The sequence below is a fragment of the Mesorhizobium sp. P2_D1 genome (assembly GCF_056404455.1).
Genome location: NZ_JBFUDZ010000004.1, coordinates 73,268 through 86,889, shown reverse-complemented (window position 1 = coordinate 86,889; position 13,622 = coordinate 73,268). Strand labels below are relative to the sequence as shown.

Below are 13,622 nucleotides of genomic sequence, written 5' to 3'. Positions count from 1 at the left end.
ATTGCTGCAACAGATTTGATGCGAGGCAGGACAAGGTCAGGGGAGGGTCAAGCAGGAGGTCAAGGTTGGCCCGTTCAGGAAGTGGTTCGAACGTCGACTTTGGGTTGGGGATGCACAGCACAAAGGTGAGTTTGGTATGAATTCGAATCCGAAGACTACGTCCACCATCGCAACCGGCGGAACGCCGTTCACAAGCCAGACAGGACAAGCCGGCCTCAAGCGGCTGAGTGCGATCAGCGAGTTGCTGCTCGTCGCTCTTGGGAGCTTGGTGACGGCTCCCGCCCTCGCCCAGGACATTCAGTCGTCGCCTTCATTCGTCGATGATTTCGCCAGCTTCGATCGTGCACGCTGGTATGTTTCCGACGGTTGGTCGAACGGCAGTCATCAAAACTGCACCTGGTCGAAAGGCCTGGTCGCGCTGTCCGACGGCGTGCTGTCGCTCGGCTTCGAAAAGCAGAAGCTGAAGGACCGCGACTACGCCTGCGGCGAGATCCAGACCAAGCAGCGCTTCGGTTACGGCACCTATGAGGCGCGGATAAAGACCGACACCGGCTCCGGTCTCAATGCGGCTTTCTTCTCCTATATCGGACCGTCCGACAAGCAGCCCTGGGATGAGATCGACTTCGAGGTCCTGACCAAGGACACCTCCAAGGTGCAGGTCAACGCCTATATCGCCGGCAAGGGCAACAATGAGAAGCTGGTCGACGTGGCGGGCGGCACCGACAAGGCCTTCAACGACTATGCCTTCGTCTGGCAGAAAGATAGCTTGCGCTGGTATGTCAACGGCCAGCTGGTCAACACGATCACCGATCCGGCGAAATTGCCGACGCATGCCCAGAAGATATTCTTCAGCCTTTGGGGCAGCGACAAGATGACCGGTTGGATGGGAGCGTTCGCCGATCCAGGCCGCAAGCTCACGCTGCAGATCGATCGCGTGGCGTTCACGGCCTTGGGCGAGCCCTGTCAGTTTCCAGAATCGCTGGCATGCAGCATAAAGTAGTTGGGAAAGTCGATTTGAACTGGCCGGGCCGAGAGCGGTCCGCTGCCTTGCATGGGAATGAACTCGAATGAATTTGACGGTCTTTGGAATTGGCTATGTCGGTCTCGTGCAGGCAGCGGTGCTTGCCGAAGTCGGGCACCAGGTGGTGTGCGTCGACATCGACGCCAACAAGGTCGAGCGGCTCAACCAGGGGTTCGTTCCGATTTTCGAGCCGGGGCTCGAAAGCCTCGTCAAGGAGAACCATGCCGCTGGCCGCATCAAGTTCACCACCGACGCAGCGGCCGCGGTCAGGCACGGCGAAATCCAGATGATCGCGGTCGGCACGCCGCCGGGCGAGGATGGTTCGGCCGATCTCAAATATGTGCTTGCGGTCGCCGAGACCATCGGCCGTGAGATGGACACCCCCAAGATTATCGTTGGCAAGTCGACCGTGCCGGTCGGCACCTGCGAAAAGGTGAAGGCCAGGGTCGCCGAGACGCTGAAGAAAAGAGGGCGCGAGGACCTGTCCTTCGACGTCGCTTCGAATCCGGAATTCCTCAAGGAGGGTTCCGCGGTTGCCGATTGCATGAAGCCCGACCGCATCATCGTCGGCACCGACAGCGAGGGCACCGAAGCGGTGATGCGCGAGCTCTACGCTCCCTTCAACCGCAACCACGAGAAGATGATCGTGATGGACGTGCGCAGCGCCGAATTCACCAAATACGCCGCCAATTGTATGCTGGCGACCAAGATCAGCTTCATGAATGAGATGGCCAACCTGGCCGAGCAGCTCGGCGCCGACATCGAGGAGGTCCGCAAGGGCATCGGCAGCGACCCGCGCATCGGCTATCACTTCATCTATCCGGGGCTTGGCTATGGCGGCTCGTGCTTCCCCAAGGATGTGCGCGCGCTGATCAAGACCGCCGAAGGCGTCAAGTTCGACGCCAAGCTGCTACGCGCCGTCGAGGAGCGCAACAACGAGCAGAAATCCGTCCTGTTCGACAAGGTGAACCGCTATTTCAAGGGCAATCTCAAGGGCAAGACCTTTGCGTTGTGGGGGCTGGCCTTCAAGCCCAACACCGACGACATGCGCGAGGCGCCCGCCCGCACGCTGATGGAGGCGCTGTGGAACGCCGGTGCCAAAGTACAGGCCTATGACCCCGAGGCGATGCAGGAATGCCAGCACATCTACGGGCTGCGCGACGACCTGTTGTTGTGCGGCACCAAGGAAGCCGCGCTGCGCGGCGCCGATGCGCTGCTGATCGCCACCGAATGGAAGAGTTTCCGCGCGCCGTCCTTCGACGCGATGAAGGATGCGCTGACCACGCCGATCATCTTCGATGGCCGCAACCTCTATGACCCCAAGGTCATCGCCCGCCACGGCATCGAATACCACTCGATCGGCAGAATGGCGGCATGAGGCCGGGAGCGAACAGCCGGAAGCGGTATTCGGCGGGTGCGCCCGGCGCGGCAAGGAGTTGTGGCTGATGGTGCTGGACGTAAAGCCCGAGCAAATCACCAGCGATCATTTCGATCTCGTCGCGATCGGTTCCGGCTTCGGCTCGGCCTTCTTCCTGCACGAGTTCGCCAAGCGCCGAAAGGCACGCGTCCTGGTGCTCGAATGGGGCCGGCACAACACCCATGAATGGCAGCTCCAGCAGAATGCCAACACCGACATCGACGACGAGACGACCTACAAGACCAATTCCGACAAGCCGTGGAATTACACCATCGGACTGGGGGGTGGAACGAACTGCTGGTTCGCGCAGACGCCAAGGTTCCATCCCAATGACTTCAGGCTGAAAAGCACCTACGGCATCGGCAATGACTGGCCGATCAGCTATGACGACGTCGAACCGTTCTACTGCGACGCCGAAGACATCATGTCGATCTCCGGCGATCCCGACATGGCGGCGATGCTGCCGCGCTCGAAGCCGTTCCCGCAACCGCCGCATCGCATGTCGACGCCGGACCGGATGATGAAGGCGGCGCAGCCCGGTCAGCATTTCGTCATGCCGACGGCGCGGGCGCGAGTGCCGACCGCGCAGCGCACCTCATGCTGTGCCAACCTGCGCTGCTGGCTGTGTCCGGTCGACGCCAAATTCACCGTCAACAACGGCTTGATGCATGTCTTCGAGCATCCCGACATTTCGGTTTGCCTCGGTGCGGAGGTACGGCGGCTCGATCATGTCGGCGGCACGGTCCGCTCGGTCACGTTCATGCATGACGGCAAGGAATACCAGGTCAGCGGCGACCTTTTCATTCTCGGTGCCAATGCCATCCAAAGCGCGGCGATCATGCTGCGGTCCGGCCTGGGCGGCGAATTCGTCGGCCGCGGCCTGCACGAATCATACGGCTGGAACTTCGAGGTCTATCTCGACGGTGTCGACAATTTCGACGGCAGCACCATCACCACCGGCCTGAACTTCGGCCTCTATGACGGTCCGCACAGATCGGAGCATGCGGCGGCACTGGTCTATTTCGAGAACCGCTGGCAGCACGGAATGCGTGCCGAAAAGGGGCGGCTGCGCCAGGCGCTGCCGCTCGTCGTGGTCACCGAAAACCTGCTCGACCACGAAAATTTCGTCACCCTCGACGAAGACGACAACGCCTTCGTCAACTTCAAGGCGCCGTCGGACTACGCGGTCAAGGGCATGGCCCGCGCGCTGGAGAAATTGCCTGACCTTCTGGCTCCGCTGCCGGTCGAAAAGCTATTCGATCGCGGCATCCGGCCAACCGAATCGCACGTCCAGGGCACGCTGAGGATGGGAACCGGCCCGGCCGATTCGGTCATCGACAGCGACATGATCCATCACCAGTTGAGAAACCTGGTTGTCGTCGGCACCAGCACCTATCCGAGCTGTTCCTGCGCCAACCCGAGCCTGACCGCCGCGGCCCTCTCCCTGAGGGCGGCGAGCCGCATGGCGTGAGAGGAGGGCATCTGATGATCGAAGTTTCCAGACGCTCGGCCTTGGCCATCGTGGCCGGTGGGGTGGTGTCGACGGGCGTCGCCTTTGCCGCCGTCAGCTCGTTTTCCGATGAGGACCTGGTGCGCGTCACCCTCGAAAAATACCTCGGCAGGCTCAACATCCGCATCGAGCATCTGCAGCAGTTCGTGCTGGAGTTCCGCAACCGGAACCCGTGGATATTTCCCAGTGACAAGCTTAGCGACGCCGTCACCCTGGTCGAGGAGCTTAAATTGGGCGCCGTCCGCCGCCTGCTGCCCCAGGAGAAGCGGGAAGATCTGATCCAATTCGATCGCTGGGTCATCGCCGAATTCCATATGCTGACGGACTACGCATGGCGCAGTTCGCCCAATGACCCGATCCGGTTTACCGGCTGGCAATCCTGTACCAATCCGTTCGCGAATCTGGAGCCGCCGAAGCTTGCCTGACGTCGAAAGCGAGGCGCCGCCGGTTGCCTCGGAACGAAATACGATATGCGACAAGGAGCCCGATCCATGAAAGTCCTTTTTGCAGGTGGCAGCGGCTATCCACCCGAGTTCAGCGGCGGCGTTCAGTCGAGCACCCACCATCTGGCCGAACAGTTGATCGAACATGGCCATGAAGCCGCTGTGCTCGCCGCCCTGTTCGGCGATGGTGTCTTCGGCTTGAAGGCGCGCGCCAAGATGAAGCTGTTGCGGCAACCGGCGGTCATCGACAGCTATCCCGGCTATCCGGTGGTGCGGGCCTGGTTTCCCTGGGAGGCGGCGGCCTTTGCCGTCGACAGGCTGAAGCCGGACGTGGCCGTGGTCCAGTGTCACAAATCGGTTCCGATCGGCAAGGCGCTGCAGGCGGAGGGCGTGCCTTTGGTCGTCTATCTCCGCAACGTCGAATTCCATGAACTGGGCGGCGACCTGCGCGAGCTGCGTTCCGCGCTTTACATCGCCAATTCCGAGTTCACCGCGCGCACCTACAAGAACGAGTTCGACATCAACGCGACGGTGATCCCGCCGACCATCAATCCGGCGCATTACAGCACGCCGACGACGGGCCAGTTTGTCACGCTGATCAATCCCTATGAGGAAAAGGGTTTCGAGCTTGCGGTGCGCATTGCCGGCGCCTGCCTCGAGATACCGTTCCTGTTCGTCGAAAGCTGGAAGCTGGAAGACGATCATCGGGCGCGGATCGAACAGACGATCGCACCTTTGGGCAATGTTGTGTTGGAGAGCCGCACCAGCGACATGAAGACGGTCTACGGCCGCACCAAGATCCTGCTTGCTCCCAGCAAATGGGAAGAGGCATGGGGCCGCGTCGCGTCGGAAGCCCATTGCAGCGGAATCCCGGTTGTCGGCTCGCGGCGTGGCGGCCTGCCCGAGGCGATCGGCTCAGGTGGCGTGGTGCTCGACTACGATGCACCGCTCGCCGACTGGGTCGCGGCCGTCAGGCGGCTGTGGAACGACAGCCAGGAATATGACCGGGTCTCGGGCCTCGCGCGCAGCTTCGCCGGGCGGCCGGAACTGGAACCCGACCGCCAGTTCATCACCTTCTTCTCGATCGTGGACAGGGCGATACAGCAGCGCGCGCGGCAAGCCGCTTAACCCAGGCTCGCGGCGTCAGCCGCGTAGCAACCAACTCGCGGCAAGCCTCGCAGCGTCGTGTGGATCAGGCCGGGCGTTTGACCCGGCTCTTTAGCGTCTCGTAACCGCGCGCGCCGAGCAGGGCGCGGGCAAGAGTCTTGGCGGCGCTTTTGCGGCCCTCTTGCGAGTTGATCTGCCGCAGCCTTGCCGGCAGGTTGCGGGCCGCCTGGCCGAGCGCCGGCAGCGACAGCGCATCGGGAAAGCTCACCATATGCGTTTCGACGCACAGCACCGGCTTGCCAGACAGTTCGGTGATCTTCAGCGCCTGCTCGTGCTCGCTTTCGATGAACAAGATGGCATCGGATTTGCGGTAGAAATCGGCCTTGAAACTGCCATGCGCGCCAAGCCGCTGCCGCTCCGCCTTGCTCGGCAGATCGAGCATGATCAGCCGGTCGTATTTGATCTCGTGTTTGGCGAGCCATGCCTCGGTCAGCTCGCGATATTTCTCCAGCCGGCTGGTGACCAGCCAGCCGATCTTGTGTGTCGCAACATGGAGAGGCCGCGCCTCGCTGAGGAATTTCTCATAGGCCGGCCCATCGTCGTTTTCGGCTTCGGTCGGATCGAGGCACAGCACGCCGTCAATGTCGACGCAGCACTGCGCCAGGAATTTGTGATGCATGAAATTCCACTGGAACATGCGCGGATGCGGCACGACCTCGAAGACGACATCGGTTTCCTGATGTTGCGGCTGCAGGCCGAACACCGCGGCAAAGGTGAAATCGGCCTTGATGCCAGCCGTCTCGATGCGCGAGCGTGCATCGCGCATGGCGTTGCCGCCGGCGACGCTGTCGTCGATCACCAGCACCTTGCGCATTTCGGAGACCTTGCGGTCGAGTGCCGCCCGGCGCTTGGTGATGCCCGACGTGTAGATCCGCCCGGCCAGGAAGCTGTCCAGATCGGTCATCGGGATGTTCGCCGCCAGGCTCACCAGCGTCGCCGCGAGCACACCGCTTCTGGGAACGCCGACGACCAGGTCGATGTCGCGCGGCAGCCGGTGCAGGCCCCTGACGATGGCGTCGTTCATGTCGGAAATCGATCGGTAGTGCATAGGGTCAGACCTGGTCCTGGAGTGAATGTCCGCACCTGTCGAGGTCGCGCAAACTATTGCGCCTCGCGTGGTGCTGCTGCGGGCAGCCTTGCCGGCAGCATCTTCAAGGCCTCGCGCAGGGCTTCGCGGCCGGATGCGAATGCCAAGGCGACGACGATGGTGATCAGATAGGCGAGAACGGCGCCGCTGGCCAAGCCAATGACATGCTGCTGAGGCAGCAGCGGCTTGATGAACCAGATGGCGGCCAGCGCCAGATGGGCGCCAAGCACGAACGGCGTTGCCGCACGCAGCACGTGGTGCGCCTGGAGCGGACCGCTCTTGCCGACATAGAGCCACAGGAACGGCGTCCTCAGATACTCGCTGATCGCATAGGCAATCGCCACGCCCAGCGCGCCATAGGGCAGGCCGAGCGCGAAGGCCAGCACCGACGTCACGGCCGTTATGATGCCCCAGCGCATGAAATCGCCGGAGCGGCCCTGGCTGACGAAAAGCCATCCCGCCGGATTGTTGAGCGGCTGCAGCAGCCCGGCAAAGCCGAGCGCCAGGAAAATGTCGGCGCTCGCGCGCCATTGCTCGCCGAGCACGAAGGGGATCAGCACGTCCGACATCGCGGTGGCGAAGGCGACGCCGGGAAGCGCCACCAGCAGGATCAGCGGCATGACGCGCAGATAGGCACTGCGGTAGCGGTCCGGCTCGTCCTTCAGCCTGGACAGCGCCGGAACCATCACCTTCGACAACGGATTGGTGATCTGGCTCAGCGGAAACAAAAGCAGCTTGTAGGCGCGGTCATAAAGGCCGAGCTGGGCTTCGCCCCAGTATTTGCCGATCAGCACATTGTCGAGGTTGCGGGCAAAGAAATTGGCGAAGTTGAAGCCGGTGATGCCGGCACCGAAATGGATCAGTTCGCTGATTCCGGCGACCTTGCGCGGCAGGCCGGGACGCCAGCGCGAGCTTGCCCAGTAGCAGAGCGTCGGCAGCACGGAACCGGTCAGCGTGCCGGCAAACAACGCCCAATAGGAGCGGTCGATGAAGGTCCAGGCGATCGATACGGCGAGCCCCACGACGGCGCTGGCGACGTCGATGACGGCCAGCCGGCCGAACTGCATGCGGCGCGTCAAAAGCGCCAGGTGCTGCGCGCCCAGCCCATAGGCCATGATCTGCAGCCCGAACGCCGCCACCAGGCCGGCCACGCGCGGCTCGCCGTAGAAAGCGGCGACCAGAGGGGCGGCACCTGCGAGCACGCAGGCCAGAATCGCGCTGACGGCCACATTGATCCAGAAGAGGTAGTTCACTTCCTCATGCCGGATGCCGCTCTTCTGGATTGTCGCCTGGGTCAGGCCGAAATCCTGGAACAGCGCGATGAAGGCCAGCACCGGCGCGCACATCGCCACGACGCCGAAATCCTGCGGCGACAAAAGCCGCGACAGCACGATGACGGATATGATCTGTGTCGCGACGCGCACCGATTGCGCCATGGCCGTGACAACCGCGCCGCGCCCAACGGATTTGCGCAGGGAGCCTTCCGGCGGATCGAATGCATTGGCTTCCAAATTCAGGATTCCTGACTTTTGTGCGGATTTCCGACCCCGAAAAAATCCACCACCTCCGCCAACGACAAACTACGGCAATAATTTTGCAGTGCAACAGAAAAGGTGGATCGTTGCGCCAAAAATGTTGCGATGCAGCAAGAGCTGTACTAGGTTCTCCTTGGGTGGGCCAACAGCGGTCGAGTTTTCATGCTGCATGTCTTGTACCTTGTGCACGACGTCTCCGATCCGGCCGTGCGCCGGAGGATCATAATGCTCAGGGCAGGTGGGGCCGAGGTCACGTTGGCCGGCTTCCGTCGCACCACAAATCCGATTGCGGATATCGAGGGATTGCGGCCGATCGACCTTGGCGCGACGCGTGACGGGCGATTCGGCCAGCGGCTCGCGGCGGTCACCAAGGCGGCGGTTTCGATCGGCTCCAGGCTTGGCGGCATGCCCAGGCCCGATCTCATCATTGCGCGCAACCTGGAAATGCTTGCGCTTGCCCGTCGCGCCAGATCCGCCTTCGGTGCATCGGTTCCGATCGTATACGAGTGCCTCGACATTCATCGCCTTGTGCTTCGCAAAGATGTCCTGGGCAAGGCGTTGCGCGCCGTCGAACGCTTCCTGGCCAGGGACGTGAAGCTGCTGGTGACCAGTTCGCCTGCCTTCATCGCCAATTACTTCAAGCCGTTCGGACAGGTTGCGGCGCCGATCGAACTGGTCGAGAACAAGTATTTCGAGGCAGCCGCGATTCTGCCCGGCAGCCCTGAAGCGCCCGTTAGCCCTGAAGCGCCCGTTAGCCCTGAGGCGGTTGAGAGTCCCGTCGGACCGCCATGGCGAATCGGCTGGTTCGGCGCGCTGCGCTGCCGCCGCTCGCTCGAACTGCTGGCCGATTTCTCCCGCCGGATGGAAGGACGAGTCGAGATCGTGCTGCGGGGCCGTCCGGCTCTATCCGAATTCCCGGATTTCCATGCCTTCGTCGAATCAGAGCCGTGGCTCTCGTTTGGCGGGCCCTATCGCAACCCGGAGGACATGGCGTCGATCTATGGCGACGTCCATTTTTCCTGGGCGATCGATTTCTTCGAAGCGGGACAGAACTCCGAATGGCTCCTGCCCAACCGCCTCTACGAAGGCTGCCGCTTCGGCGCGGTGCCGATCTCGATGGGCGACACCGAAACCGGGCGGTTCCTCAGCAAGCAGGATATCGGCATTCTCTTGCCGGAGGCTTCGCCCGAGGCGCTCGAAGCGACGCTTGGCAAGATGGATGAGCATCGTTTCGCCGGGTTGAAGGCGCATGTTCTTGCCCGCAACCCGAGGATCTGGAGCTACGACCGCAGCGATTGCCGGGCGCTTGTCGAGCGGCTGCGCAGCCTGACCGCCGTATCGGGTTCATTTGCAGCCGAGGCGTTGGCATAAGATGGCTGAACATGGACAGAGGCTGATGACGCAGACTAAAAAAACTTCATCCAGCCTGATCGTTATTCCGTGCCTGAACGAAGCGGCCCATATCGGTGTGCTGCTCGATCAACTGCGTCCCGCCGCGGCAAGGCTTGGCGCCAGGATCATCGTCGCCGACGGCGGCAGCACCGACGGCACGCTGGCTATCGTCAAGGACATCGCAAGCAAGGATCCGCGCGTTATCCTGCTTCACAACGAACGGCGCATCCAGAGCGCGGCGATAAACCTCGCCGTCGGTACCTTCGGCGAAGGAGCAGACTATCTCATCCGCATCGATGCGCATGGCGGCTATCCCGACGACTATTGCGACCGGCTGGTTGAGGAGGCATTGGCCACCGGAGCGGATTCGGTTGTCGTTTCGATGCTGACCAGCGGCAGCAGCACCGTGCAGAAGGCTGCCGCGGCGGCGCAGAATTCCAAGCTCGGCACCGGCGGCTCCAAGCACCGGCACCGCTCCGCCGGAGAGTGGGTCGATCACGGCCATCACGCGCTGATCAGGATATCGGCGTTCGGTTCTGTCGGCGGCTATGACGAGACATTCAGCCACAACGAAGATGCCGAACTCGACTACAGGCTGAGACAGGCCGGCTACAAGATCTGGATGAGCGGCAAGACGCACATGATCTACTACCCGCGCACCTCGCTCAGCGGCCTCTATTTCCAGTATCTCGGCTATGGTCGCGGCCGCGCCAAGAATGTGCTGAAGCACCGCGTCATCCCGAAGGTCCGGCAGATGGTGCCGCTCCTGGTGTTTCCGGTCGTGCTGCTGGCGGCGCTCTCATTCGTGCACTGGCTGGCGGCGGTGCCACTGCTCCTGTGGGCCTCGGTGTGCCAGGGTTACGGCCTGTGGACGGCCATCCGCCAGCGCAATGCCGACATCGCGCTGGCCGGCGTCTCGGCGATGGTCATGCACCTTGGCTGGTCGATCGGCTTTTGGCTGCAGCTTCTCGGCCTCGGGTCGCGGCGCGGGGTGGCGTGATGGCCAAGAAGCTCAGCATTGACATCGGCGTGTGCACGTTCCGGCGGCCGGAGCTGGCCGACACCCTGCGCTCGCTCGACGGCATGCAGATGCCGGCCGGGTTCGATATCAGCATCATCGTCGCCGACAATGACGACACGCCGACCGCCCGCGACCTGGTGACGGCGCTGTCGCGGGAATTGACGGTGCCGGTCCGCTATCAACATTGCCCGGCGCGCAACATTTCGATCGCTCGCAACGCTTGCCTCGACGCCAGCACAGCGGATTTTGTCGCTTTCATCGACGATGACGAGACGGCCACGGCGCGCTGGCTGGCCGAACTGGTCGCGACGGCGCAAGCCAGCGGAGCGGCCGCCGTGCTCGGCCCGGTCCGGGCGCGTTATCGCGCGGATGCGCCGGACTGGATGCAGCGCGGCGATTTCCATTCGACCTTGCCCGTCTGGGTGCGCGGCGAGATCCAGACCGGCTACACCTGCAACGTTCTGCTCCGCATGGGATCAGACAGCCTGCGTGGCCGCCGCTTCAGCTTGGCACGCGGCCAGACCGGCGGTGAGGACACCGAATTCTTCGACCAGATGCACAAAGCGGGCGGCCGCATCGCCTTTTCGCCCGACGCCTGGGTCGACGAGGTGGTGCCGCGCTCGAGGGCGGCGTTCGACTGGCTCGGCCGCCGTCGTTTCCGCGTCGGGCAGACGCACGGGCATCTTCTGGGGCGCAACGCGCGCGGCATCGCCCTGGTCAAGCAGGTTGGCCTGGCGTCGGCAAAGGCCATCTATTGCTTCGCCTCTGCGCTTCCGGTCGTCGTCAGCCCGGTTCGAAGGAACCGCAGCGTGCTGCGCGGCATTATGCATATCGGTGTCGTCAGCGGCCTTGTCGGCATCCGCGAAATCCGTCTCTACGGCCAGCCTTCGCCGCAGGAAGGGGGCAAGCGTGCAGCCTGACGTCAGCTTTGTCATCGCCGCCTATAACGCCGAGGCGACCCTCGACCGGGCGATCACGAGCGCCATCGCGCAGAAAAACGTCAGCGTCGAAATCATCGTCATCGACGACAAGTCGCGCGACGCGACGCTCGACGTGGCGCGGGCCTATCCGCAAGATATCGTTCGCGTCGTCGCCCTGGCCAGCAATCGCGGTCCCGGCGGCGCCAGGAATGCCGGGCTCGATGTCGCCCGCGGCAGATGGATCGCGGTTCTCGATTCCGACGACGCCGTTTTTCCCGACCGCATCGCGGCCATGATCGCCCGCGCCGAAAAGGCGGGCGCCGAGATCGCCGTCGACAATTTGCAGGTCATTCGCGAGGACGGTGTCGTCGAGGACGCGATGTTTCCAACGCGCTATCTGGAGGATTTGAGCGAAATCTCGCTGGCCAGCTACATCGCCGGCAACGTCGTTTTCGAATCGAAATTCAATCTCGGCTACCTCAAGCCGATCTTCCAGCGCGCGTTCCTGAACGAAAACGAGCTTCGCTATGATGAAAAACTGAGCATCGGCGAAGATTACATCCTGCTCGCCAACGCCTTGGCCAAGGGCGGCAAATGCGTGGTCGAGCCGACGACCGGCTATGCCTATCATATCCGCAGCGGCTCCATCTCCCGGGTGCTCGAGCTTCACCACGTCGAAGCGATGCGCAAGGCAGATGCAGTGTTCGCTCAAACCCATTCGATGGACGAGGCCGCGCAAGTCGCGTTCGCCCGGCGCAGCCGCAGCCTGCGCAAGGCCGCATCGTTCCTGTCTATGGTTCAGCACATCAAGGCGCGGTCCCCGCTCAAGGCGATCCGGACTGCGCTCAGCGACCCGGCGGCGGTCAGGCATATGGGCATGCCGATCGCCGTGCGGTTGCGAAGAGTAGCGGCGCAGTTTGCCGTTGGGGTGGGGAGGTGAAGATGCAGGCACATGAAGGGATTTTTCGTGGCTTGTGAATGGACTGAAGTCGATCTCCTCAGAAGGAATTTGCGATGAAGAAAATCAGGAAGGCCGTGATACCGGTGGCAGGACTTGGAACAAGGTTCCTGCCGGCGACCAAGTCGATGCCGAAGGAAATGCTCCCCGTCGTCGACAGGCCTGTCGTGCAATATGCGGTGGACGAGGCCTTCGAGGCGGGCATCGAGCACATTGTGTTCGTCACCGGCCGCAACAAGGCGGTGATCGAGGACTATTTCGACCTGCATCCGGAATTGATCGGAACCCTGGAGCAGACCGGCAAGAAGACCCAGCTGGAGGCGCTCGAAAGCATGCTGCCGGTGGCCGGCGCCACCTCCTTCATCCGCCAGCAGTCGCCGCAAGGCCTCGGCCATGCCGTCTGGTGCGCGCGCGAAGTCATCGGCAACGAGCCCTTCGCCTTGCTGCTGCCGGACATGGTGTCGTTCGGTGGCCGCGGATGCCTGGCCGAGATCGTCGATCTCTATGCTGAAACCGGCGGCAACGTCATCGCCGTCGAGCGCTGCGATCCGACCGAGACCAACAAATACGGCATCGTCGGCCGTGGCGCCGATATCGGCGGCGGCTTCGAGGTGACGGCCATGGTCGAAAAGCCCGCGCCTGCCAACGCGCCGTCGAACTTCTACATCAACGGCCGCTACATCCTGCAGCCCGAGATTTTCGCGCTTCTGGGCAATCAGCAGCGCGGCGCCGGCAACGAGATCCAGTTGACGGATGCCATGGTCCGGCTGTCGCGGGATCAGGCGTTCTTCGCCCAGCCGTTCAAGGGCCGCATGTTCGACTGCGGTTCGAAGGAAGGGTTCATCCAGGCCAACATCGCCTTCGCGCTGGCGCGCGACGACATGAAGGGCCCGATTTTCGAGATGCTTCAGGAGTTCGTCCGGTCGCATGAACGCCAGGAAGAAGCCGCATAATGCCCATGTTTCGGGAGCATTTACAGATGGCYGGCGACGCGGGGCGATAGCTCCCGCRCCGCCTGGCACGAAGTTTGCGTTTTGTTGCGCAATGCTCCCGATCTTCGCGGCTGTGCAAGCCACGGCATGATCCCGAAAGATGACCACCGGTTTTCGGAAAAGATCATGCTCAAACGCTGAGATGGATCTCCATCCCGA

12 protein-coding genes are annotated in these 13,622 nt (G+C 62.7%); 10 read left to right on the top strand and 2 right to left on the bottom strand.

Annotation, left to right across the window (positions count from 1 at the left end; all coding sequences use genetic code 11):
* Nucleotides 1–136: 136 nt before the first annotated feature.
* From exoK to AC1D0I_RS05690, 5 genes are all read left to right on the top strand, one after another.
* Nucleotides 137–1,000: an endo-1,3-1,4-beta-glycanase ExoK gene (gene exoK / locus AC1D0I_RS05710; RefSeq protein ID WP_477393615.1), complete on the top strand. Its 864-nt coding sequence runs from the start codon at nt 137–139 to the stop codon at nt 998–1,000.
* A 67-nt stretch (nt 1,001–1,067) separates the two neighbouring features.
* Nucleotides 1,068–2,399: a UDP-glucose dehydrogenase family protein gene (locus tag AC1D0I_RS05705; protein WP_095082841.1), complete on the top strand. Its 1,332-nt coding sequence runs from the start codon at nt 1,068–1,070 to the stop codon at nt 2,397–2,399.
* Nucleotides 2,400–2,466: 67 nt separating this feature from the next.
* The gene (locus tag AC1D0I_RS05700; RefSeq protein WP_477225207.1) at nt 2,467–3,909 is read left to right on the top strand and encodes a GMC oxidoreductase; all 1,443 of its coding nucleotides are present in this window, start codon (nt 2,467–2,469) and stop codon (nt 3,907–3,909) included.
* Nucleotides 3,910–3,923: 14 nt separating this feature from the next.
* Entirely contained in the window at nt 3,924–4,373 is a 450-nt protein-coding gene (locus AC1D0I_RS05695; RefSeq protein WP_095082836.1) for a hypothetical protein, read from the top strand.
* Between the two features lie 66 nt (nt 4,374–4,439).
* On the top strand, nt 4,440–5,519 hold the full coding sequence (locus AC1D0I_RS05690; protein WP_477393613.1) for a glycosyltransferase: 1,080 nt from the start codon (nt 4,440–4,442) through the stop codon (nt 5,517–5,519).
* Nucleotides 5,520–5,583: 64 nt separating this feature from the next.
* Here the strand turns inward: AC1D0I_RS05690 and AC1D0I_RS05685 are convergent, their stop codons facing one another.
* Both AC1D0I_RS05685 and AC1D0I_RS05680 read right to left on the bottom strand, forming a co-directional pair.
* Nucleotides 5,584–6,606, bottom strand: a complete 1,023-nt coding sequence (locus AC1D0I_RS05685; RefSeq protein ID WP_477393611.1) for a phosphoribosyltransferase — start codon at nt 6,604–6,606, stop codon at nt 5,584–5,586.
* A gap of 53 nt (nt 6,607–6,659) precedes the next feature.
* Complete coding sequence (locus tag AC1D0I_RS05680; RefSeq protein ID WP_477393609.1) at nt 6,660–8,156, bottom strand: lipopolysaccharide biosynthesis protein; 1,497 nt, start codon at nt 8,154–8,156, stop codon at nt 6,660–6,662.
* A 186-nt stretch (nt 8,157–8,342) separates the two neighbouring features.
* Here AC1D0I_RS05680 and AC1D0I_RS05675 point away from each other — a divergent pair, with 186 nt between their 5' ends.
* From AC1D0I_RS05675 to AC1D0I_RS05655, 5 genes are all read left to right on the top strand, one after another.
* The gene (locus tag AC1D0I_RS05675) at nt 8,343–9,551 is read left to right on the top strand and encodes a glycosyltransferase (RefSeq protein WP_477393607.1); all 1,209 of its coding nucleotides are present in this window, start codon (nt 8,343–8,345) and stop codon (nt 9,549–9,551) included.
* A gap of 25 nt (nt 9,552–9,576) precedes the next feature.
* Entirely contained in the window at nt 9,577–10,572 is a 996-nt protein-coding gene (locus AC1D0I_RS05670) for a glycosyltransferase family 2 protein (RefSeq protein WP_477393605.1), read from the top strand.
* Nucleotides 10,572–11,513, top strand: coding sequence for a glycosyltransferase family 2 protein (locus AC1D0I_RS05665; protein ID WP_477393603.1), 942 nt, complete (start codon nt 10,572–10,574; stop codon nt 11,511–11,513). Before AC1D0I_RS05670 ends, AC1D0I_RS05665 begins: the two co-directional genes overlap by 1 nt.
* Nucleotides 11,503–12,453 (top strand): glycosyltransferase family 2 protein, encoded by a 951-nt coding sequence (locus AC1D0I_RS05660; RefSeq protein WP_477393601.1) that lies wholly within the window; start codon nt 11,503–11,505, stop codon nt 12,451–12,453. Before AC1D0I_RS05665 ends, AC1D0I_RS05660 begins: the two co-directional genes overlap by 11 nt.
* 74 nt (nt 12,454–12,527) lie before the next feature.
* Nucleotides 12,528–13,424 (top strand): UTP--glucose-1-phosphate uridylyltransferase, encoded by an 897-nt coding sequence (locus tag AC1D0I_RS05655; protein ID WP_095082814.1) that lies wholly within the window; start codon nt 12,528–12,530, stop codon nt 13,422–13,424.
* The last annotated feature ends 198 nt before the right edge of the window (nt 13,425–13,622 follow it).

Coding starts and splice junctions, on each gene's coding strand:
- AC1D0I_RS05670 (WP_477393605.1), top strand. CDS start 9,577: ATGACGCAGACTAAAAAAACTTCATCCAGCCTGATCGTTATTCCGTGC.
- AC1D0I_RS05675 (WP_477393607.1), top strand. CDS start 8,343: ATGCTGCATGTCTTGTACCTTGTGCACGACGTCTCCGATCCGGCCGTG.
- AC1D0I_RS05705 (WP_095082841.1), top strand. CDS start 1,068: ATGAATTTGACGGTCTTTGGAATTGGCTATGTCGGTCTCGTGCAGGCA.
- AC1D0I_RS05665 (WP_477393603.1), top strand. CDS start 10,572: ATGGCCAAGAAGCTCAGCATTGACATCGGCGTGTGCACGTTCCGGCGG.
- AC1D0I_RS05655 (WP_095082814.1), top strand. CDS start 12,528: ATGAAGAAAATCAGGAAGGCCGTGATACCGGTGGCAGGACTTGGAACA.
- AC1D0I_RS05690 (WP_477393613.1), top strand. CDS start 4,440: ATGAAAGTCCTTTTTGCAGGTGGCAGCGGCTATCCACCCGAGTTCAGC.
- AC1D0I_RS05700 (WP_477225207.1), top strand. CDS start 2,467: ATGGTGCTGGACGTAAAGCCCGAGCAAATCACCAGCGATCATTTCGAT.
- AC1D0I_RS05695 (WP_095082836.1), top strand. CDS start 3,924: ATGATCGAAGTTTCCAGACGCTCGGCCTTGGCCATCGTGGCCGGTGGG.
- exoK (WP_477393615.1), top strand. CDS start 137: ATGAATTCGAATCCGAAGACTACGTCCACCATCGCAACCGGCGGAACG.
- AC1D0I_RS05685 (WP_477393611.1), bottom strand. CDS start 6,606: ATGCACTACCGATCGATTTCCGACATGAACGACGCCATCGTCAGGGGC.